Origin of the sequence: Kribbella sp. NPDC051587 (assembly GCF_044453945.1) — a bacterium.
Taxonomy (GTDB): domain Bacteria; phylum Actinomycetota; class Actinomycetes; order Propionibacteriales; family Kribbellaceae; genus Kribbella.
Genome location: NZ_JBITDE010000003.1, coordinates 742,334 through 761,003, shown reverse-complemented (window position 1 = coordinate 761,003; position 18,670 = coordinate 742,334). Strand labels below are relative to the sequence as shown.

Sequence of the window (18,670 nt, the reverse complement as noted above, 5' to 3'; positions counted from 1 at the left end):
CTGCGCCAGTACTGGCCCAAGGGCGCCGACCTGCGCAACCTCACCCAGGCCGGCACCGACGAAGTCGCCCACAAGCTGAATACACGCCCCCGACAAAACCCTGGGCTGGCAAACTCCAGCCCAAGCCCTCAACGAGGCGCTACGTGCAACAACCGGCTGAAACCACCGGCTGGCAGATGGCCGAGCGGTGCTCAAGGTCGTATCGGCTCGCGCGGAGGGGCGGTGTCGCCATGGAGCTAACGTCCGAAGACTCGCCGACCACGTGCGCCGGTTGTTCGGACGTTGGACGCGGGGTGCGGGGTCAGTCCTGCTGGGTGGCGAAGAGGCGGGCGAAGCGGCCGGTGGGATCGGCGATCAGGTCGTGGTAGGTGCCCTGCTGGACCACCGAGCCGTCGTCGATCACGTAGATCCGATCCATCTCCGTGAGCGTGGAGGCACGGTGTGAGACCACGATGGTGATCCGGGAGTCCTTGGTACGGCGGAGGTCCGCGAAGATCTCGCGTTCCGCCTCGGCGTCGATGGCCGAGGTGGGTTCGTCGAGGATCCACACGCCGGCTCCGCGCAGATGGATCCGCGCCAGCGCCACCCGCTGCCACTGGCCGCCGGAGATCCCGGTCCCGCCCCACTGCTGACCGAGCTGGGTATCGAGCGGAAGGTCGGCCGCGAACGTCCCCGCCAGCGCACGCCGTACGGCGTCGTCTGACACAGCCTGAGGCGAACCGAGGGCAACCGCATCCCGCAACGTGAACTCGAACCGCCCGAACTCCTGCACCAGCAACCCGAAATGCCCCAGCCGCTCGGACTCACTCATCCCGGCCGCATCCCGGCCGTCGATCAGCACCCGGCCTGCCGACGGCATCAGCCCACCCACCAAGAGGTTGATCGCAGTCGTCTTCCCCGCACCGTTCACCCCGACCAACGCGATCATCTCCCCGCGCCGCGCCGCGATCGATGCGTCCCGCAGGGAAGCCCGAGCGGCCCCCGGATACCGGAAGGTGACGTTGTCGAGGGCAACAGACTCCACCCCCGCTACGACGCTCTGTGGCAATCGCTCGGACACACTGCGAACGAAATCGCGGTAGATCCGGGCCTGTGGTGCCGCGGTGATGATGGTGCCGAACGCGTAGCCACACAAGCGAATCGCGTTCAGCCCGGAGATCGTGCCCGCGATCGCGGCGGCTGCCGCTCCCCCGCTGGCGCCACCGCTGACCAGCGCGACGAGCGCTCCGCCGAACAGCACGGCACCGGCCAGCGCAGCCGCGAGCTCCCACGCCATGGCCACGCCGATCATCCAGTCGAGCACCCGGCTCGCGGCCGTCCGATGGGTCACGACCAGGTCGGCGACCTTGGAACCCGACCCGAGGACGGCCAGTTCAGTGCCGGACCGTTGCTGCAGGAGCTGCTCGGTCGCGTACGCCGCGCGCCGCTCCTGCTCGGCGACTCGCGGCCAACCGTGTGATTCCATCCGGGAGATCGCGGTGAACGCGACCACCGTCGGAACCAGCGCGCCCAGTACCAGCACCCCGGACAGCGGGTTGATCGACCAGATCGCCGCGCACAGCACCACCGAGGTGATGCCCGCGCCGAGCACCTGCACCGGCCGCGTCGCGACTCCACTGATGGGATCGGTCGCCGCCTGGCCGGCCTGCAGCGCAGTGGCGGTCCCTGGATCCGCCAGCCGACTGGGGCTGAGCCGAGCAGCGGCGTACGCGAGTTCGGACCGGTAGTGCAGCTTGAGCCAGAGCGTCATCCGCTGCCCGGCCGCCATCGTCACTTGGCTGAGCGGGTACATCGAGCCGACGACAACGGTCAGCCCGATGAGCAGCCCCCACGGACGACGACCGGCGGTCAGATCGTCGACGAGTCCCCCGATCAGCACAACCTGCAGTCCGGGGACAGCGGCCTGGATCAACACCAGGGCCGAGCACAGGGTCAGCCAGCCGGGCGAGACCCGGGCGGCGTCGGTCAGGGAGTCGCGGGCGGTACGGAACGCGTCGAGCATCGTGATCCTCGCAAGGCAGGCCGGAGCCGCGCTGGTGATCCAGCGCGGGTACCGTCGGCCGTCAAGTGCATGTGATCGCGTTCAGAGTGCGATCCAGCGGCAGATCACGTGTGACGTGCGGTCGAGACTACAACGTGAAAGCAGTGGTGTCTTCGTCGAAGGGCCCCATGACCGTGAGGGCCGGAGTGCCGGCGTAGAGCTCAGCCGCCAATGCGGTGACGTCGTCGAGGGTGACGGCGTCGATCTGGTGCAGGATCTCGTCGACCGTCGGCAGTTCGCCGTAGACGAGCTCGGCCTTGGCGATCCGGGTCATCTTGGCGCCGGTGTCCTCGAGACCCATCACGACCGAGCCACGCATCTGGCCCTTGCCGCGGAGGAGCTCGTCGGGCGTGATGGTGCCGGACGCGATCGACTCGAGCTCGGCGCGGACCACCTCGAGCACCTCAGGCGCCTTCTTCGGCAGGCAGCCGGCGTACAGGCCGACCATGCCGGCGTCGGCGTAGGCCGAGCCGAAGGTGAAGACCGAGTAGGCCAGGCCACGCTTCTCGCGGACCTCCTGGAACAGTCGCGACGACATCCCGCCGCCGACGATTCCGTGCAGAACGCCCGCGACATAACGGCGCGGGTCGTTGCGGACCAGGCCGGGCATGCCCAGCACCAGGTGCGCCTGCTCGACATCGCGGTGGTGGACGCGAGTTCCGCCGTACGTCGGGATCCGGCGACCGGATGGACGCCGCACCGGAGCTGGTTCGGCCTCGTCGGTCACCCAGTGGCGCTCGAACGCCTTGCGGACAAGGCGAACGACGTCGGAGTGCTCGACGTTTCCGGCGACCGAGACGACGATGTTGGCCGGCTTGTAGCGGCGGCGGTACCAGCCGACGACCTGCTGACGGGTCAGCGCGGCCACCGATTCCGGCGTACCGGTGATCGAGCGGCCGAGTGGCGAGGTACCCCACAACTGCTCGGCGAAGAGGTCGTGGATGTGGTCCGACGTCTCGTCGGCGTGCATCGCGATCTCTTCGTCGATGACGTCGCGCTCACTCTCGACGTCCGCGCCGGTCAGGGTCGCGGAGGTGATCATGTCGCAGATGACGTCGACCGCGAGCGGCAGGTCGGAGTCGAGCACCCGCGCGTAGTAGCAGGTGTACTCCTTGCCGGTGAACGCGTTCATCTCACCGCCGACGGCGTCGATCTCGGCCGAGATCTCCAGGGCGTCGCGGCGCTCGGTGCCCTTGAACAACAGGTGCTCGAGGAAGTGCGTCGCGCCGTTCAGCTGTTCGGGCTCGTCACGCGAGCCGACACCGACCCACACGCCGAAGGTGACCGAGCGAAAACCCGGTACGGACTGGGACAGCACACGAAGCCCGGAGGGCAGGACGGTCCGTCTGACCGGACCGCCCGCCTCCGGGCTCAGCAACGTGCTGGTGATGGCTCTGCTCACTCGGCGGAGTCAGCACCCTTCTCGTCGTCAGCCTTCTCTTCACCCTCGACGACCGGGATCAGCGAAAGCTTGCCGCGGTCGTCGATCTCGGCGATCTCGACCTGGAGCTTCTGACCGACCGAGAGAACGTCCTCGACGGCCTCGACCCGCTTGCCACCGGCCAGGCCCCGCAGCTTGCTGATGTGCAGCAGGCCGTCCTTGCCCGGGAGCAGGCTGATGAACGCACCGAAGTTGGTCGTCTTCACGACCGTGCCCAGGTAGCGCTCACCCTTCTCCGGCATCGTCGGGTTGGCGATCGCGTTGATCATCGCGCGCGCCGCGTCGGCCGACGGGCCGTCGGTCGCACCGATGTACACCGTGCCGTCGTCCTCGATGGAGATGTCGGCACCGGTCTCGTCGGTGATCTGGTTGATCATCTTGCCCTTCGGGCCGATGACCTCCCCGATCTTGTCGACGGGGACCTTCACCGAGATGACCCGCGGCGCGAACTCGCTCATCTCACCCGGGGCGTCGATGGCCTTGGCCATCACGTCGAGGATGGTCAGGCGGGCTTCCTTGGCCTGGGTCAGCGCGCCGGCGAGCACGCTCGCCGGAATACCGTCGAGCTTCGTGTCCAGCTGGAGAGCCGTGACGAAGTCCTTGGTACCGGCGACCTTGAAGTCCATGTCGCCGAAGGCGTCCTCGGCACCGAGGATGTCGGTCAGCGCGACGTACTCGGTCTTGCCCTTGATCTCACCGGAGATGAGGCCCATCGCGATACCGGCGACGGGGGCCTTCAGCGGCACACCGGCGTTCAGCAGCGACAGGGTCGAGGCGCAGACCGAGCCCATCGAGGTGGAGCCGTTCGACCCGAGGGCCTCGGACACCTGACGCAGCGCGTACGGGAAGTCCTCACGCGACGGCAGCACGGGCACCAGGGCCCGCTCGGCCAGCGCGCCGTGACCGATCTCGCGGCGCTTCGGCGAACCGACCCGGCCGGTCTCACCGGTCGAGTACGGCGGGAAGTTGTAGTTGTGCATGTAGCGCTTGCGCGTCTCCGGGGAGAGCGTGTCGAGCTGCTGCTCCATCCGGAGCATGTTCAGCGTGGTGACACCCATGATCTGGGTCTCGCCGCGCTCGAACAGCGCCGAACCGTGGACGCGCGGCAGGACGCCGATCTGCGCCTTCAGCGGCCGGATGTCGGCCAGCCCGCGGCCGTCGATCCGGATCTTGTCCTTGAGCACGCGCTGGCGGACGAGCTTCTTGGTCAGCGAGCGGAAGGCTGCGGACAGCTCCTTCTCGCGGCCCTCGAAGTCGGCGGCGAGCTTGTCGACCACAGCGGCCTTGACGGCGTCGGTCGCGTCGTCGCGGTCGTGCTTGCCCGCGATCGCCAGCGCCTGCGTCAGCTCCTCGGTCGCGGCAGCCTCGACCGCGGCGAACGCATCGTCCTGGTAGTCCGGGAAGACGGGGAACTCGCCGGTCGGCTTGGACGCCTTGGCGGCCAGCTCGGCCTGCGCGTCGACCAGGGTCTTGATGAAGCCCTTGGCGGCCTCCAGGCCCTCGGCGACGACCTCTTCGGTCGGGGCCGTCTTGCCGGCGGCGACGGCCTCGAAGGTGCCCGGGGTGGACTCGGCCTCGACCATCATGATCGCGACGTCACCGGACTCGGTGACGCGACCCGCGACCACCATGTCGAAGACGGCGTCCTCGAGCTCGGTGTGGGTCGGGAACGCGACCCACTGGTTGCCGATCAGGGCGACGCGGGTGGCGCCGATCGGGCCCGAGAACGGCAGCCCGGCGATCTGGGTGGACATCGACGCCGCGTTGATCGCGAGCACGTCGTACAGCTTGTCCGGGTTCAGGGCCAGGACCGTGATGACGACCTGGATCTCGTTGCGCAGGCCGGAGACGAACGACGGCCGCAGCGGTCGGTCGATCAGCCGGCAGGTCAGGATGGCCTCTTCCGAGGGCCGTCCCTCACGACGGAAGAACGAGCCCGGGATGCGGCCGGCGGCGTACATCCGCTCCTCGACGTCCACCGTCAGCGGGAAGAAGTCGAACTGGTCCTTGGGCTTCTTGCTGGCCGTGGTGGCCGACAGCACCATCGTGTCGCCGTCGAGGTAGGCGGCGGCGGAGCCGGCGGCCTGCTGGGCCAGACGGCCCGTCTCGAAGCGGATGGTGCGGGTTCCGAAGCTGCCGTTGTCGACGACGGCCTCGGAAAATTGTGCGCCGTCCATCGGCGCGTTGGTGGATCCCGACACGGGATACCCCTCTCTCCTACACAGTGTTGACGACTGCGAGGCGCGAGCTGTCGGGGTGCCGGTCTTCGATCGAGGCCCGCGGATCCTCAGCCAAAAAAATGCACAGAATCTGAATCCGAAGGTCACTACCGAGGACCGGTCGTCCTCCCGCCACGCGCTTCGCGTCGCCTCGTTACGTCAGTTATTCAGTTGTGCCAGGCCCTCGCCGTGTGCGCGGGCCTGGATACGCGAGAAGCGGCCACCCAACCTCGGCGGCCGCTCCTCACGACGTCATCGGCGAAGGCCGAGCCGCTCGATCAGGGACCGGTAGCGGTTGATGTCCTTCTTCGCCAGGTAGTTCAGCAGCCGGCGGCGCTGACCGACGAGCAGCAGCAGGCCACGACGGCTGTGGTGGTCGTGCTTGTGCTCCTTCAGGTGCTCCGTCAGGTGGGCGATGCGGTGCGTCAGCAGCGCAACCTGGACCTCGGGGGAGCCGGTGTCACCCTCGGTCAGGGCGTACTCACCCATGATCTTCTTCTTCGTGGCAGCATCAACAGATGACACGGAGTTCCTCTCGATTTCCGTTGCGCGGCGCACCGGGGCTTCGTCACCCGAGCACTCTCGATCCGCGGCCGTCAGACGGCAGGGTCCACCGTATCAGTCCGTGGACGCGTCACCCTAATTCCGTGTAAGGACGTGTCGCGCGCCGTCGACATCGGCCTTCATCTGGACGAGCAGCTCGTCGATGGTCTCGAAGCGGATCTGGCTCCCCCGCAGCCGCGCCACGAAGTCGATCGCGACCTTGGCGCCGTACAGCTCCAGGTCGTCGCGGTCCAGCACGTAGGACTCCACCCGCCGGTCCACGCCATCGAAGGTCGGGTTGCTGCCCACGCTGATCGCCGCGGGCATCCGCTCGCCGTACGACGGTCCTCCCTCAGCCGGCGTGAGCACGGTCAGCCAACCGGCGTACACACCGTCCTGCGGTACGGCGGCAGTCGGGTCGGCCGGGATGTTCGCGGTCGGGTAGCCGAGCTCACGCCCACGCTTGTCACCCTCGATGACCACGCCGGTGACCCGCAGCGGGCGACCCAGCGCCTCGGCGGCGGCCTCTACGTGCCCGTCGGCCAACTGCTGCCGCACGTACGTCGACGACCACGGCTGGGCGTCACCCGCCAGCCTCAGGCCCTCCACCTGGAACCCGTACGTCGTACCGGCCGCGACCAGCGTGTCGACGTGCCCGGCGGCGCGGTGGCCGAACCGGAAGTTCTCCCCCACCACGATCGCCTTGGCATGCAGCGTGCCGACCAGGACCCGCTCGATGAACTCCTCCGGCGACCAGCTCGCCACGTCCTTGTCGAACGGGAGGATGAGAACGGCGTCCGCGCCGTGCTGACCGAGCAGCTCGGCCCGCTGACCGGGCTCACTGAGCATCAGCGGCGCGTGGTCCGGCCGCAGCACCCGCATCGGGTGCGGGTCGAAGGTGAGCGCGACCACCGGCAGTGCACCCGCCTGGCCACCCAGCTCGGCCGCGCGCGCCTTGGCATGCGCGAGCACCTCCTGGTGACCGCGGTGCACCCCGTCGAAGTTGCCGATGGTGACGACCGACGGGCCGAACTCCGCACCCACCTCGTCCAACCCGTGCCAGACCTGCATGCCACCAGGATTTCACGTCTGGCCCCGCCCCAGCCAACCGCCCCGGGGTCAGACCGCGCGAGCGATGGCGATGGCCCCGGCCAGCCGCTCCCCCGCCTCGTAGAACATGTACTCCTTGCCGTCCATGGTCCCGAACGACGCGGCGGCACACCGTCCGTTGTCGGGGGCACCGGCCAGCGGATTGTGGAACACCCCGAGGTGGTTGCGTTTGGTGAAGTCGTTGCCCACCTCGGTGATCAGCATCCGGCCACCGGAAGCCTTGTCCTGGTGGTAGATCACGTAGGTCGAGTTGTTGCGATGCACCACCGTCGGCGCCCCGATATTCACCGAGCCCACTTCCTCCGGGCGGATCAGCGAGTTGGGCGAGAAGACCCAGGTGCGGCCGTCGACCGACCGGCCCCAGCCGATGGACCGACGGTTCGCGGTGGTGTTGATCATGAAGACCATCACGTACTTCGAGCCCTTGGCCGGGAGCTCGTGCTCGAACACCTTCGCGTACGACGTCTCCGTCGTACCGGCCGGCATCATCGAGGTCGACAGCACCACCTTGTCGTAGGTGAAGTGGATGCCGTCCTTGGAGCGCGCGAGCCGGGTGGTCGTGTTCTCACCGTGGTAGTACAGCCACATCTCCTGGGCCGACTCGTTCCAGAGCACGTACGGCGACGAGACGTGGCTGACGTTGTAGTACGGGCTCCAGGTGCGCGCCACGATCGGATTGTTCGGGTACTCGATGAACGGCCCTTCGAGGCTGTCGCTGTAGCTCAGGCAAATGCCACCAGGTGCTTCGTGCGGCGCGTAGTAGAGGTAGTAACGCCCGAGCGCGTTCGGCACGCGTCCCGCCGTACCGCGGATGCACGGAAAGATCACCTCGCTCCGCGCCGGCTCGTACTTCAGCTTGGTCTTGTCGAACGCGTTCCGGACATACCTGTACGTCGGGAAGCCGGCCGGAGCGGCACTCGCCGGAGCGGCGCTCAGCAACGGCAGGCCCAACCCTGCTCCGGCGGTTCCCAACAGCACGGTACGGCGGGACAGCTGCGTCATACGACCACATCCTCGGGGCGGGGTTGATGTTCTCCGACTCTGGGCGGGTCCCACAATGGCTGTCAACACGCTAATGCGTATTAGTTCTTGATCTGAGCTCTTTCCTGACATCTTGACATTTCTGGAAATCCGCTCGAAGCTCGGCTAAATCGCATTAGCCAGCCGTGAGGACGAGATGAGCACAGAACGCCGCATGCCGCGCCAGGCCGACATCGCCCGGATCGCCGGCGTCTCGCAGGCCGCGGTCTCGGTCGTACTCGGGGGCAAGCAGTCGGTCCGGATGGCCGAGGGGACCCGGGCGCGCATCCTGGAGGTCGCCGACGAGCTGGGCTACGTCCCGCACCCGGTCGCCAAGCGGCTCGCGCACTCGCGGTCGAACCTGCTCGGTCTCTACACGTTCCGCACCGCGTTCCCGACGAACGAGGCCGACATCTACCACCCGATCCTGTCCGGGGTGGAGGCCGAGGCCGCGTCGCTCGGTCAGGATCTGATCCTGTTCACCGGCACCAGTGGCCCGGAGGCCACCGAGGAGGCGGCCATCCACCGTACCAGGATGGCTGACGGTTGTCTGTTCTTCGGACGGCACGTGCCGGAGGCTCCGGTGGCCCGGCTGGTCGACGCGGGCTTCCCACTCGTCTACATCGGTCGACGGCCGGAGCTGGGCGGCCGGATCCCCTATGTGGGCGCGGACTACGTCGCCGCCTCGGCACAGGTGCTGGAGCGGCTGATCGGTCTGGGCCACCGCAAGATCCGGTACGTCCGCGAGCCCGATGAAGCCCCGTCGTCGGAGGACCGCCTCCTCGGCGTACTGCAGGCAGCACCGGACACCGAGGTCGTCCGACTCGGCGGACCAGAGCTACCCGTCGCCGCAGTGCGGTCTTGGGTCGCCGACGGCGTCACCGCACTGGTGGTCGAAGGAACGGACACCGGTACGGCGTACCGGGCGGTGCGCGCGGCAGTCGACGCGGCCGGGCTGTCCGTTCCGGACGACCTGTCGCTCGCGGTGCTGGGCGGACCGCCCGATGTCAGTGGCTTCGAGGTGCCGATGCAGGAGATGGGGCGGCAGGCCGTGCGGCTGCTCATCGAGCTCATCACCGATCAGCCGAACACGCCGCAGCAGTTGCTGTGGTGTCCGCCCGTAGCCGGCCGCGAGGTCGGACCGCCAAGGAGTACTGCATGACTGAGCTTGGTCCCGAGATCCTCGTGGTCGGTGGCGGGGTCGGTGGTGTCGCTGCCGCACTGGCTGCCGCCTCGCTGGGACACAGCGTCGTCCTGACCGAGGAGACGGACTGGATCGGCGGTCAGTTCACCGCGCAGGCGGTGCCTCCGGACGAGAACCCGTGGATCGAGCAGTTCGGCAGCACGGCGTCGTACCGGAGGTTCCGGGAGGGCGTACGCGACTACTACCGCCGGCACTACCCGCTGCGCGCGGAGGCGGCTGCACTCGCTGACCTGAACCCAGGCGCCGGCCGGGTCAGCAAGCTGTGTCACGAGCCCAGAGTCGCGCTGGCGGTGCTGGAGGCGATGCTGGCGCCGCACCGGTCGGCCGGACGCCTGACTGTGCTGCTGCAGCATCGGCCCGTCGCGGCCGACGCCACCGGCGACCGCGTCGAGGCTGTGACGCTGGAGGGGCCTGATGGCACGCGGACCACGGTCAGAGCGACGTACGTGCTCGACGCGACCGAGAACGGCGACCTGCTGCCGCTGACCGGGACAGAGTTCGCCGTCGGCGCCGAGGCGCAGTCCGAGTACGGCGAACCGCACGCACCGGAGCAGGCGAACCCCGCGAACCTGCAGGGCATCACCTACTGCTTCGCGCTCTCACATCACGCCGGGCAGGACCACACCATCGACCGGCCCCGGATGTACGGGTTATGGCGGGACTACCGGCCGGAGTTCTGGCCCGGTCCGCTGCTCGGGTTCCTCGCGCCGGATCCGCGATCGCTGGAGCCGGTCCCCCGGACGTTCGATCCCAACCCGGACGCCGATCCGCTGGCGATCAGCGCCGACCAGAGCGCCGACGCGGGCGACAAAGAGCTGTGGGGCTTCCGCCGCATCCTTGCTCGCAAGCTGCACCGCCCAGGTGCGTTCGACTCCGACATCACGCTGGTGAACTGGCCGCTCAACGACTACTGGTTGCGGCCGGCGCTCGAGATCGACGGAGTCACGACCGCCGCGGACGTGGCGCAGGCTCACGACGAGGCCAAGCAACTGTCGCTCTCGGTCCTGTACTGGCTGCAGACCGAGGCACCTCGAATCGACGGTGACACTGGCTTCCCGGGGCTGCGGCTGCGCCACGACGTGGTCGGGACCGCCGACGGTCTGGCGAAGTCCGCCTACGTGCGAGAAGGCCGCCGGATCCACGCGCAGACCACGATCGTCGAGCAGGACGTGTCGCTGGACATCCTCGGACCGACCGGCCGCAAGCGCCGTGAGGACTCGGTCGGCGTCGGCAGCTACCGGCTCGACCTGCACCCGTCCACTGCGGGCGACACCTACGTCGACGTACCGAGTGTGCCCTTCGAGCTGCCGCTGGGCGCCTTGCTGCCACGGCGGATGCGCAACCTGCTCCCGGCCGGCAAGAACATCGGTACGACGCACATCACGAATGGTTGCCATCGGCTACATCCCGTCGAATGGAACATCGGCGAGGTGGCCGGCTACCTGGCCGCGTTCGCGCTGGACCGCGGCACCGAGCCACATCAGGTCGGCGAGAAGCCGGCTGTCTTCGAGGACTTCGCCCGGCTGCTCGACCGCTCCGGTGTCGAGCGCCGCTGGCCCGACGTCCGCGGGTACTGACTTTCCCCTCTGGAGGTGCGGACCATGACGTTCCAGCCAGGTGCTGTGCGGGTCGGGATCGACGTCGGTGGCACGTTCACCGACGCGGTCGCCGTCGACGCGCACACCTTCGAACTGCTCGGCCAGGTGAAGGTACCGACCACCCACGACCACAGCGACGGTGTCGCCCACGGCATCTTGGAAGCATTGGAGAAGCTGCGGGCCGACCTCGGTCTGAACGCGGACGACGTCTCGTTCCTCGCGCACGGCACGACGCAGGCGACCAACGCCTTGCTGGAAGGCGATGTGGCCACCGTCGGCATCGCCGGTGTCGGCACCGGGTACGACGCCTTCGCCACCAAGCGGCTGCGTTCCTTCGGCAAGATGGAGCTCGCGCCGGGTCGCAAGCTGCCCGTCCGCTTCGCTGCAGTGCGCAATCCAGGGACAGCAGGAGCGGCCGTCGACGAGCTGGTGCGGGCAGGCGCCGAGGTGGTCGTCGCGGTTGAGCCCTTCAGTGTGGACGACCCAGACGGCGAGGACGCCGTCACCACTGCCGCCCGAGAGCGTGGCGTGCTCGCCACAGCCACCCACGAGATCACCGGTCTCTACGGGCTGACCAAACGAGCCCGTACGGCGGTCCTGAACGCGGGGATCATGCCACGGATGGTGTCGACCGCTGACCTGGTCGAGAGCAGCGTCCGGCGCGCAGGCATCACCGCAGCACTGATGGTGGTGCGCGGCGACGGCGGTGTCATGTCCCTAGCGGAGATGCGCCGTCGGCCGTTGCTTACTGCGCTCTCCGGACCTGCGGCGGGTGTGGCTGGTGCACTGATGGCGGAGCGGTTGAGTGAGGGCCTCTTTCTGGAGACCGGCGGAACCTCCACCGACATCAGCGTGGTGCGTCGCGGCCGGGTGCTGGTTCGGCATGCACAGCTGGGCGGGCACGAGACGTACCTGCCAGCTCTGGACGTCCGCACGGTCGGCATCGGCGGCGGCTCTCTGATCAGGTACTCCGGCAAGGCCATCACTGAGGTAGGGCCACGCAGTGCCCACATCGCCGGACTGCCGTACGCCTGCTTCGCACCGGCCGCAGTGTGGTCCGGCGCCAAGCTGATCACCGTTTCGCCGCGGCCTGGTGACCCGGCGGACTATGTTGCGATCGAGACGGCCGACGGCACCCGCTACGCGCTCACACTGACCTGTGCCGCCAACGCGCTCGGAGTGGTGCCGGCCGACAGCTACGCCTACGCAAACCCGTCGATCGCACAAGCGGCGATCCAACCGCTCGCTACCGCGCTAGGGCTGTCCGTCGAGGCGACAGCGCGCGCCGTACTGCGCCAGGCGGTGAAGCCCGTGCGTGCGGTGGTCGACCAGCTTGTCCAGGAGTACCGGCTCGACCACCCAACACTGGTCGGCGGCGGAGGTGGCGCGGCCGCGGTCACGCCGTACCTGGGTGCGGAGACCGGCCACGACTGGCGGATCGCGGCGCACGCGGAGGTCATCAGCCCGCTCGGTGCCGCCCTCGCGCTGGTCCGGGAGTCGGTGGAGCGCATCGTGCCGAACCCGTCCAACGCCGACATCCTCGCCACCCGGACCCAGGCTGAGGCCGCGGTGGTTGCTCAGGGCGCCGACCCGGCGGGCGTCGAGGTTGACGTCACCGTCGACCCACAGCGCAATCTGATTCGCGCAGTCGCGACCGGAGCGACCGAGCTTCGCACGAAGGACCGGTCCGCCACCCTCGACGCCGGCGTGGTCCGCTCCGACGTGGCACGCAGCATCGGCGTCGATCCCGCAGACGTGCACGAGCTAGCGACCACACCGCAGTACGGCGTCTTCGGTGCCCGAACCCGACGACATCGCTTCGCCAGATCCGCCGTACGGGTCCGAGTGGTCGACGGCGAAGGCGTGATCCGCCTGCACAGCAACGGCGCCACAGTGGAGACCGTCGATGCCAGTACGGCGCCCGCGCGGCTGGCCGCCCTTGCCGATCAACACACCCGGTACGGCGACGGTGGTGCACGCGTTCCCGCGGTGTGGCTGCTGGTCGGCCCGAAGATCGCTGACCTGTCCGGAGTGCTCGACCGCGACCAACTGATCGCCCTGGCCGGCGCCGAGCTGAAGACGCGAGCAGACGACGAGCCGGTCGTCCTGATCCTGGAGGACCGGCGATGAACGACCTGGACCTGGCGGTCAGCCTGCTGCGGGACACGCCCACCCACGAGAACCGGACCGGCGAGCAGCTGCGCTCCTGGGCCCAGACAGCCCTCGAGTACGGCGACGAACTGGCCGACGGCAGTGATGATGCGACCGTCCAGATCGTCGAGCGCGAGGGCGGCGTACGGAAGGGTGAACTGCTGCTGGCCGAACATCAGCGCGGCACCGTCATCGTCTACACCGACTCACTGCGAGTCGCCGAAAAGCTAGCAAAACAACGAGGTTGGCCGGTTACCCGTGCATCACTGCGGCAGGCTGCGGTCGCGCACGAGGTGGCTCACCACCGGCTCGACGTCCGCGAGCTGAACCGGCGGCTCGGCCACACCGCACTTCGCCTCGGGCGGTTTCAGGTGCGCGGCCACGTTGCCGGTGCGGACGAGATCGCCGCGCACCGCTTCGCCCACCGTCGCAGCGGACTGGCCGTCAGCCCGCTGCTGCTCACCGCTGCCCTCGCCGGAAGGAACTGATCATGGGAATCGCGATCCTGATCCTGATGGCCGTCGGGGTGCTGCTGATGCTGACGCGCATCCTGCCGACCGCCTTCGCCCTAGCCCTGCTCGCTCTGGGAATCGCGCTGATCTCGGGCTCCCCACTGACCGGTGCGAAGGACAGCATCCTGACCGGCGTCCTGCAGAACGGAGCCATCACGCTCGCGGCCACGATGATCGCCGTACTGCTGGGATCCTGGCTCGGGACGCTGCTGGACCAGACGGGCATCGGTGGGACGCTCGTCCGCAAGATCGTGGAGTTCGGCGGCGAACGACCGGCGGTCGTCGCGCTCGGCGTGTTCGCGGTGTCGATCCTGTGCGGCAGCATCACCGGATCCGCCCCGGCGGCGATGCTCGCCGGCGTCATCGGCATCCCCGCGATGATCGCGGTCGGCCTGCGCCCGGTCGCCGCGGCGGGCACGGTCCTGATGGGGATCTCGGCCGGGTCTCCCCTGGAGCTGCCGGTGTGGCAGTTCATGTCCGACGCTCTCGGCGCCCCGGTCTCCGAGGTTCGCACCGTGATGATCCGGCTGTTCCCGATCGCGCTGGTGGTCGGGATCGCCTACGTTCTCGTCCAGACCCGCCGCGGCGCTCGGCATGCCTGGGCGGTCCAGCTCGACCGGCCGAAGGCCCGCGTACGGCGCGGCGACGCGCCCTGGTACGCGCTCGTCACGCCGCTGATCCCGATCGTCCTCGCTCTCGGACTCACGGTTCCGATCGTGCCGTCGCTGCTCGCCGGGGTCGTCTATGCGCTGATCACCACGACCAAATGGGGCGACCTGAACGAGCGGGCGCTTCGCTCGCTGTACAAGGGATTCGAGGTCGCCGCTCCCCCGATCGCGTTGTTCGTCGCGATCGGGATGCTGCTGGCGGCCGTCAAGCTGCCGGGCGCCAAGACCGCCCTCACCCCGATCGTCGCGGCGATCAGTCCCTCGGGTCCGATCTGGTTCGTCATCGTCTTCGCCGCCCTGGTGCCGCTCTGCTTGTTCCGTGGCCCGCTCAACGTGTTCGGCCTCGGCGCCGGAGTAGCCGGGGTGCTGGTCACTGGCGGCATCTACCCACTCACCGCGGTCGTCGGGCTGATGGCGTCGTACAACCAGGTCTTCAGCGTCTCCGACCCGACCAGCACCCAGACGGTGTGGGCAGCCCAGTACGCCGGAGTGCGGCCTGAGCGGTCGATGCTGTCAACCCTGCCCTTCACCTGGCTGGTCGGCCTCGGCGGGATGGTGCTCACCGCGGTTCTCTATCTCTGGGTTGATCACCCCTTGTAATCGGCGCGTCACTCAACTTAGTGTGGGCGGCGTTGCCGAGCCTTGGGGAGGCCAAGTGAAGTTCCACCGTGCGATCGCGGCGGTCACCGGGTTGCTGATGACGACGGCGCTGACCGTCGCAGCGACCGCACCGGCCGAGGCCGGACAGCATCGCTTCCGCGAGTACGTCGCGCTCGGTGACTCCTACACCTCGGCGCCGTTCGTGCCGATCCCGGACCTGCTGTCGCTCGGTTGCGCCCGGTCGTACAGCAACTACCCGAAGATGGTCGCCGCCGCGCTCGGCGTCGACAACTTCACCGACGCGAGCTGCGGTGGCGCGGACACCACGAACATGCTGAACCCGCAGAGCACGATCCTCGGGACGGCGGCGCCGCAGTTCGACGCGCTGAGCCCCGAGACCGACCTCGTCACGGTCGGGATCGGCGGCAACGACTTCGGTGTCTTCGGCTCGATCGTCGGCACCTGCCCGGGGCTGCGCGCCTCGGATCCGGCCGGCGCGCCCTGCAAGGCGCACTTCACGGTCGACGGCGTCGACACGCTGAAGGCCGATCTGGTGAAGACCGAGGCCCGGATCAAGGTCGTTGTCCAGGGCATCAAACAACGGTCGCCCGGGGCAACCGTCGTACTGGTCGGGTATCCGAAGATCGCGCCCGAGCACGGCACCTGCCCGGACGTCCTGCCGTTCGCCGACGGCGACTATGCCTACCTGTACTCGATCGAGCAGGCACTGAACGCCGCCGTCTCGAACGCGGCCGCCGCCACCGGAGCGACGTACGTGGACACCTTCGGGCCCTCGACCGGTCACGACGCCTGCGCGCCGGACGGCGTGGCGTGGATCCAGGGCAAAGACCTCAACCTGCTGCGGGCGGCCAACTACCACCCGCGCTACGAAGGCCAGGCCGGCGTCGCCTCGCTCACCCTCAAGAAGCTGACCGGCCAGCCCGCCACCATCACGTCGTCCGAGCAGGCCGCGTGGGCCGCGAAGGGCCGTCAACTGACCAAGCAGGCAGCAACCTCACCGGCCGTGAAGGCCGCCAATGACCGCGTACGGACCAGCGCGCAACGCTGACCCTTTCCAATCCGTACGCCGGACCCCGGGCTGGGCCACCTCACGCATGGCCCGGCCCGGTGGGGTCCGACTGTCAGAGCTGCGCCGTCAGCTCGGTGAGCGCTTGGCCGAGCGGCAAGTTGATGCGGTGCAGCGCATACGGGTCGCCGCGGGTGATGCCCTGGTTGACGATCAGGACCGGCGTACCGGCCTTGGCTGCATGGCGGACGAAGCGGAAGCCGGACATGACGGTCAGAGACGAGCCCAGGACCAGTACGGCGTTCGCCGCGTCGATCAGGCGGTAGCAGCGTTCGACGCGCGGCTTGGGGACGTTCTCACCGAAGAAGACCACGTCGGGCTTGAGCACTCCCCCGCAGACCGTGCACGGGACGACGGTGAAGGACTGCACGACGTCCTCAGGAAGGTCGACGTCACCGTCGGGGTTGATCCGGGTCGCTTCGGCCTCGAAGCCTTCGTTGGCTGCGCGGAGTCTCGCGTCGAGGGCTTCGCGGGCGGACGTCGTACCGCAGTTCAGGCAGATGACCCGGTCGAGGTTGCCGTGCAGCTCGATCACATCTTTGGTACCGGCGGCGGTGTGCAGGCCGTCGACGTTCTGAGTGATGACGCCGCTGAGGTAACCGCGGGCCTGCAGGCTCGCGACGGCGCGGTGGCCGACGTTCGGATGGGCGCGGGCGATCGTGCGCCAGCCGAGGTGGCTGCGCGCCCAGTACCGCTGGCGGCCGGACTCACTGCTCGCGAAGTCGTCGTACGTCATCGGGGTGTGCGTCCGCAGACTGCCGGTCTCGCCGCGGTAGTCGGGGATGCCGGACTCCGTCGACAGACCGGCACCGCTCAGTACGACGACATTCCGGCCGGCCACGATCTCGGTCAGCGGGGTGACATCCGTCGTACCGGGTTCGAGCGCGAGGACGTCGGGGCCGGGGGCCCACTGCAGGGTTGGACGGGAACGCACTGCTCCAGAGTACTTACCGGCGCACGCCGAGGGTGGCTCACGCACGCCGCCCAGGCTACGCACCCGGACGCCCGCCACTCAGTAACCGCTCATTCGACCACCACGCGGAGCGGCGCTGAGCGTGAGATCCGGGGCGGCCACCGGGTTGGTGAGTGGGGGCGGTCCGCTGGTCAGCCGACGAAGACGGCGGTGGGTTTGGCTAGGGGGCCGTGGGGTTCGTAGAGGGCCAGGAAGGTGCCGGAGGGGTCGAACATGGCGGTTTGGCCGGAGGCTAGGTTGAGGCCGGGGAGGGGGCGGCCGGTGCGGATGGCGGCGGCTTGTTCGTCGTCGGCGTTGTAGCGGGGAAAGGTGCCCGCGGCAACGTCTGCGATGGGCAGCCAGGCGAAGTCCTCGGCGAGCGACTCGAGGGTGTGCGCCGCCGACAGGTCGAAAGAGCCGACGCGGGTACGGCGAAGTGCGGTGAGGTGGCCGCCGACGCCCAGATCGGTGCCGAGATCCCGAGCCAGCGCACGGATGTACGTGCCGCTCGAGCAGTCGACCGACACATCGACGTCGATCCACTCGTCACCGACACGAATGTCGAGAATGTCGTAGCGCGACACCGTGACAGTGCGCGCTTTGAGGGCGACCTCTTCGCCGGCACGCACACGTTCATAGGCGCGCTTGCCGTCGACCTTGATCGCGGACACCGCGGACGGGATCTGCGAGATCTCACCCTGGTACGCCGTCGTCGCCGACGAGATCGCCTCGGGCGTCACCCCTGCCACGGAGGCGGTCTCGACGATCTCACCTTCGGCGTCGTCGGTCGTCGTACTGGCGCCGAGCCGGATGGTCGCGTCGTACGACTTGTCGGCGAGCTGGAGGTGGCCGAGCAGCCGGGTGGCGCGGTTGAGGCCGGCGACCAGGACGCCGGTCGCCATCGGGTCCAGCGTGCCGGCGTGCCCCACCTTGCGGGTCCCCGCCAGCCGCCGGACCCTCGCGACGACCGTGTGCGAGGTCATCCCCGCCGGCTTGTCCACCACCACGATGCCGTCCGAGGAAGGCGTGAAGTCAAGCACTAGTCCTGCTCGTCCTCGTCGTCTTCGTCCTTGCGCTTGTACGGGTCGGCGTCGCCGGCCGGCTTCGCACCAGCAGCGGCCTGGGCCACCTTGGCGTCGGCCTGCCGGGCCTTCTGCAGCAGCTCCTCGATCTGGCCCGCGGTCTCCGGGACCGAGTCCAGGTAGAACGCCAGGCTCGGAGCGCGCCGCAACCCGAGCGCCTTGCCGACCTCGCTGCGGATCAGCCCGCGCGCCGACTCCAGCGCCGCGGCCGTGGACGCGCGGTCCTGCTCACCGCCGTACACCGTGTAGAAGACGCTCGCCTCGCCCAGGTCGGCGGTCAGCTTCGCGTCCGTCACGGTGACGAAGCCGAGCCGCGGGTCCTTGACCCGGCGCTCCAGCAGCTCCGCGACCAGGACCTGGATCCGGTCGGCCAACTGCTTCGCCCTTGCTTCACCCATCAGGGCTCACTCCCTCTGTCACCTGGATCAATCATGCGAAACGT

The 18,670-nt window shown here is 68.8% G+C and carries 15 protein-coding genes and 1 pseudogene; 7 read left to right on the top strand and 9 right to left on the bottom strand.

The annotated features are described in order from the left end of the window. Window positions 1-160 (top strand): annotated as a pseudogene (locus ACIA49_RS15660) (IS30 family transposase); the annotation flags it as partial. A 141-nt stretch (window positions 161-301) separates the two neighbouring features. On the opposite strand, the gene ACIA49_RS15655 reads toward ACIA49_RS15660, so the two are convergent. From ACIA49_RS15655 to ACIA49_RS15630, 6 genes are all read right to left on the bottom strand, one after another. Then, a complete protein-coding gene (locus ACIA49_RS15655) occupies window positions 302-2,002 on the bottom strand; it encodes an ATP-binding cassette domain-containing protein (protein ID WP_396377836.1) in 1,701 nt (566 codons plus the stop codon). A 127-nt stretch (window positions 2,003-2,129) separates the two neighbouring features. Continuing rightward, on the bottom strand, window positions 2,130-3,443 hold the full coding sequence (locus ACIA49_RS15650) for a M16 family metallopeptidase (RefSeq protein ID WP_396377835.1): 1,314 nt from the start codon (window positions 3,441-3,443) through the stop codon (window positions 2,130-2,132). Beyond that, entirely contained in the window at window positions 3,440-5,659 is a 2,220-nt protein-coding gene (locus tag ACIA49_RS15645; RefSeq protein WP_396377852.1) for a polyribonucleotide nucleotidyltransferase, read from the bottom strand. Before ACIA49_RS15645 ends, ACIA49_RS15650 begins: the two co-directional genes overlap by 4 nt. Window positions 5,660-5,953: 294 nt before the next feature. Further along, a complete protein-coding gene (gene rpsO / locus ACIA49_RS15640) occupies window positions 5,954-6,226 on the bottom strand; it encodes a 30S ribosomal protein S15 (protein WP_130379758.1) in 273 nt (90 codons plus the stop codon). A gap of 114 nt (window positions 6,227-6,340) precedes the next feature. Beyond that, entirely contained in the window at window positions 6,341-7,315 is a 975-nt protein-coding gene (locus tag ACIA49_RS15635) for a bifunctional riboflavin kinase/FAD synthetase (RefSeq protein WP_396377834.1), read from the bottom strand. A gap of 48 nt (window positions 7,316-7,363) precedes the next feature. Then, complete coding sequence (locus ACIA49_RS15630; protein ID WP_396377833.1) at window positions 7,364-8,356, bottom strand: hypothetical protein; 993 nt, start codon at window positions 8,354-8,356, stop codon at window positions 7,364-7,366. Between the two features lie 175 nt (window positions 8,357-8,531). Between ACIA49_RS15630 and ACIA49_RS15625 the strand changes: the two genes are divergently transcribed. The 6 genes from ACIA49_RS15625 to ACIA49_RS15600 are packed head-to-tail and all read left to right on the top strand — an operon-like array spanning window position 8,532 to window position 16,176. Beyond that, window positions 8,532-9,536 carry a LacI family DNA-binding transcriptional regulator gene (locus ACIA49_RS15625; protein ID WP_396377832.1) on the top strand — a complete coding sequence of 335 codons (1,005 nt, stop codon included), beginning with the start codon at window positions 8,532-8,534 and terminating at the stop codon, window positions 9,534-9,536. Then, window positions 9,533-11,155, top strand: a complete 1,623-nt coding sequence (locus ACIA49_RS15620) for an FAD-dependent oxidoreductase (RefSeq protein ID WP_396377831.1) — start codon at window positions 9,533-9,535, stop codon at window positions 11,153-11,155. Before ACIA49_RS15625 ends, ACIA49_RS15620 begins: the two co-directional genes overlap by 4 nt. Window positions 11,156-11,179: 24 nt before the next feature. Next, window positions 11,180-13,306 (top strand): hydantoinase/oxoprolinase family protein, encoded by a 2,127-nt coding sequence (locus ACIA49_RS15615; RefSeq protein ID WP_396377830.1) that lies wholly within the window; start codon window positions 11,180-11,182, stop codon window positions 13,304-13,306. Then, window positions 13,303-13,815, top strand: coding sequence for a hypothetical protein (locus ACIA49_RS15610; RefSeq protein WP_396377829.1), 513 nt, complete (start codon window positions 13,303-13,305; stop codon window positions 13,813-13,815). The genes ACIA49_RS15615 and ACIA49_RS15610 overlap by 4 nt, the downstream gene beginning before the upstream one ends. Window positions 13,816-13,817: 2 nt before the next feature. Continuing rightward, the gene (locus ACIA49_RS15605) at window positions 13,818-15,107 is read left to right on the top strand and encodes a hypothetical protein (RefSeq protein WP_396377828.1); all 1,290 of its coding nucleotides are present in this window, start codon (window positions 13,818-13,820) and stop codon (window positions 15,105-15,107) included. Between the two features lie 55 nt (window positions 15,108-15,162). Continuing rightward, window positions 15,163-16,176, top strand: coding sequence for an SGNH/GDSL hydrolase family protein (locus ACIA49_RS15600; protein ID WP_396377827.1), 1,014 nt, complete (start codon window positions 15,163-15,165; stop codon window positions 16,174-16,176). Between the two features lie 73 nt (window positions 16,177-16,249). Here the strand turns inward: ACIA49_RS15600 and ACIA49_RS15595 are convergent, their stop codons facing one another. From ACIA49_RS15595 to rbfA, 3 genes are all read right to left on the bottom strand, one after another. Then, window positions 16,250-17,128 (bottom strand): NAD-dependent protein deacetylase, encoded by an 879-nt coding sequence (locus ACIA49_RS15595; RefSeq protein ID WP_396377826.1) that lies wholly within the window; start codon window positions 17,126-17,128, stop codon window positions 16,250-16,252. Between the two features lie 170 nt (window positions 17,129-17,298). Then, a complete protein-coding gene (gene truB, locus ACIA49_RS15590; protein WP_396377825.1) occupies window positions 17,299-18,186 on the bottom strand; it encodes a tRNA pseudouridine(55) synthase TruB in 888 nt (295 codons plus the stop codon). After that, the gene (gene rbfA / locus ACIA49_RS15585) at window positions 18,186-18,626 is read right to left on the bottom strand and encodes a 30S ribosome-binding factor RbfA (protein WP_396377824.1); all 441 of its coding nucleotides are present in this window, start codon (window positions 18,624-18,626) and stop codon (window positions 18,186-18,188) included. The genes truB and rbfA overlap by 1 nt, the downstream gene beginning before the upstream one ends. Between the last annotated feature and the right edge of the window lie 44 nt (window positions 18,627-18,670).

Bases quoted from the DNA above. Each gene is read 5' to 3' on its own strand.
- ACIA49_RS15655 (WP_396377836.1), bottom strand. From the start codon at position 2,002: ATGCTCGACGCGTTCCGTACCGCCCGCGACTCCCTGACCGACGCCGCC.
- ACIA49_RS15645 (WP_396377852.1), bottom strand. From the start codon at position 5,659: ATGGACGGCGCACAATTTTCCGAGGCCGTCGTCGACAACGGCAGCTTC.
- ACIA49_RS15635 (WP_396377834.1), bottom strand. From the start codon at position 7,315: ATGCAGGTCTGGCACGGGTTGGACGAGGTGGGTGCGGAGTTCGGCCCG.
- ACIA49_RS15630 (WP_396377833.1), bottom strand. From the start codon at position 8,356: ATGACGCAGCTGTCCCGCCGTACCGTGCTGTTGGGAACCGCCGGAGCA.
- ACIA49_RS15625 (WP_396377832.1), top strand. From the start codon at position 8,532: ATGAGCACAGAACGCCGCATGCCGCGCCAGGCCGACATCGCCCGGATC.
- ACIA49_RS15620 (WP_396377831.1), top strand. From the start codon at position 9,533: ATGACTGAGCTTGGTCCCGAGATCCTCGTGGTCGGTGGCGGGGTCGGT.
- ACIA49_RS15615 (WP_396377830.1), top strand. From the start codon at position 11,180: ATGACGTTCCAGCCAGGTGCTGTGCGGGTCGGGATCGACGTCGGTGGC.
- ACIA49_RS15610 (WP_396377829.1), top strand. From the start codon at position 13,303: ATGAACGACCTGGACCTGGCGGTCAGCCTGCTGCGGGACACGCCCACC.
- ACIA49_RS15605 (WP_396377828.1), top strand. From the start codon at position 13,818: ATGGGAATCGCGATCCTGATCCTGATGGCCGTCGGGGTGCTGCTGATG.
- rbfA (WP_396377824.1), bottom strand. From the start codon at position 18,626: ATGGGTGAAGCAAGGGCGAAGCAGTTGGCCGACCGGATCCAGGTCCTG.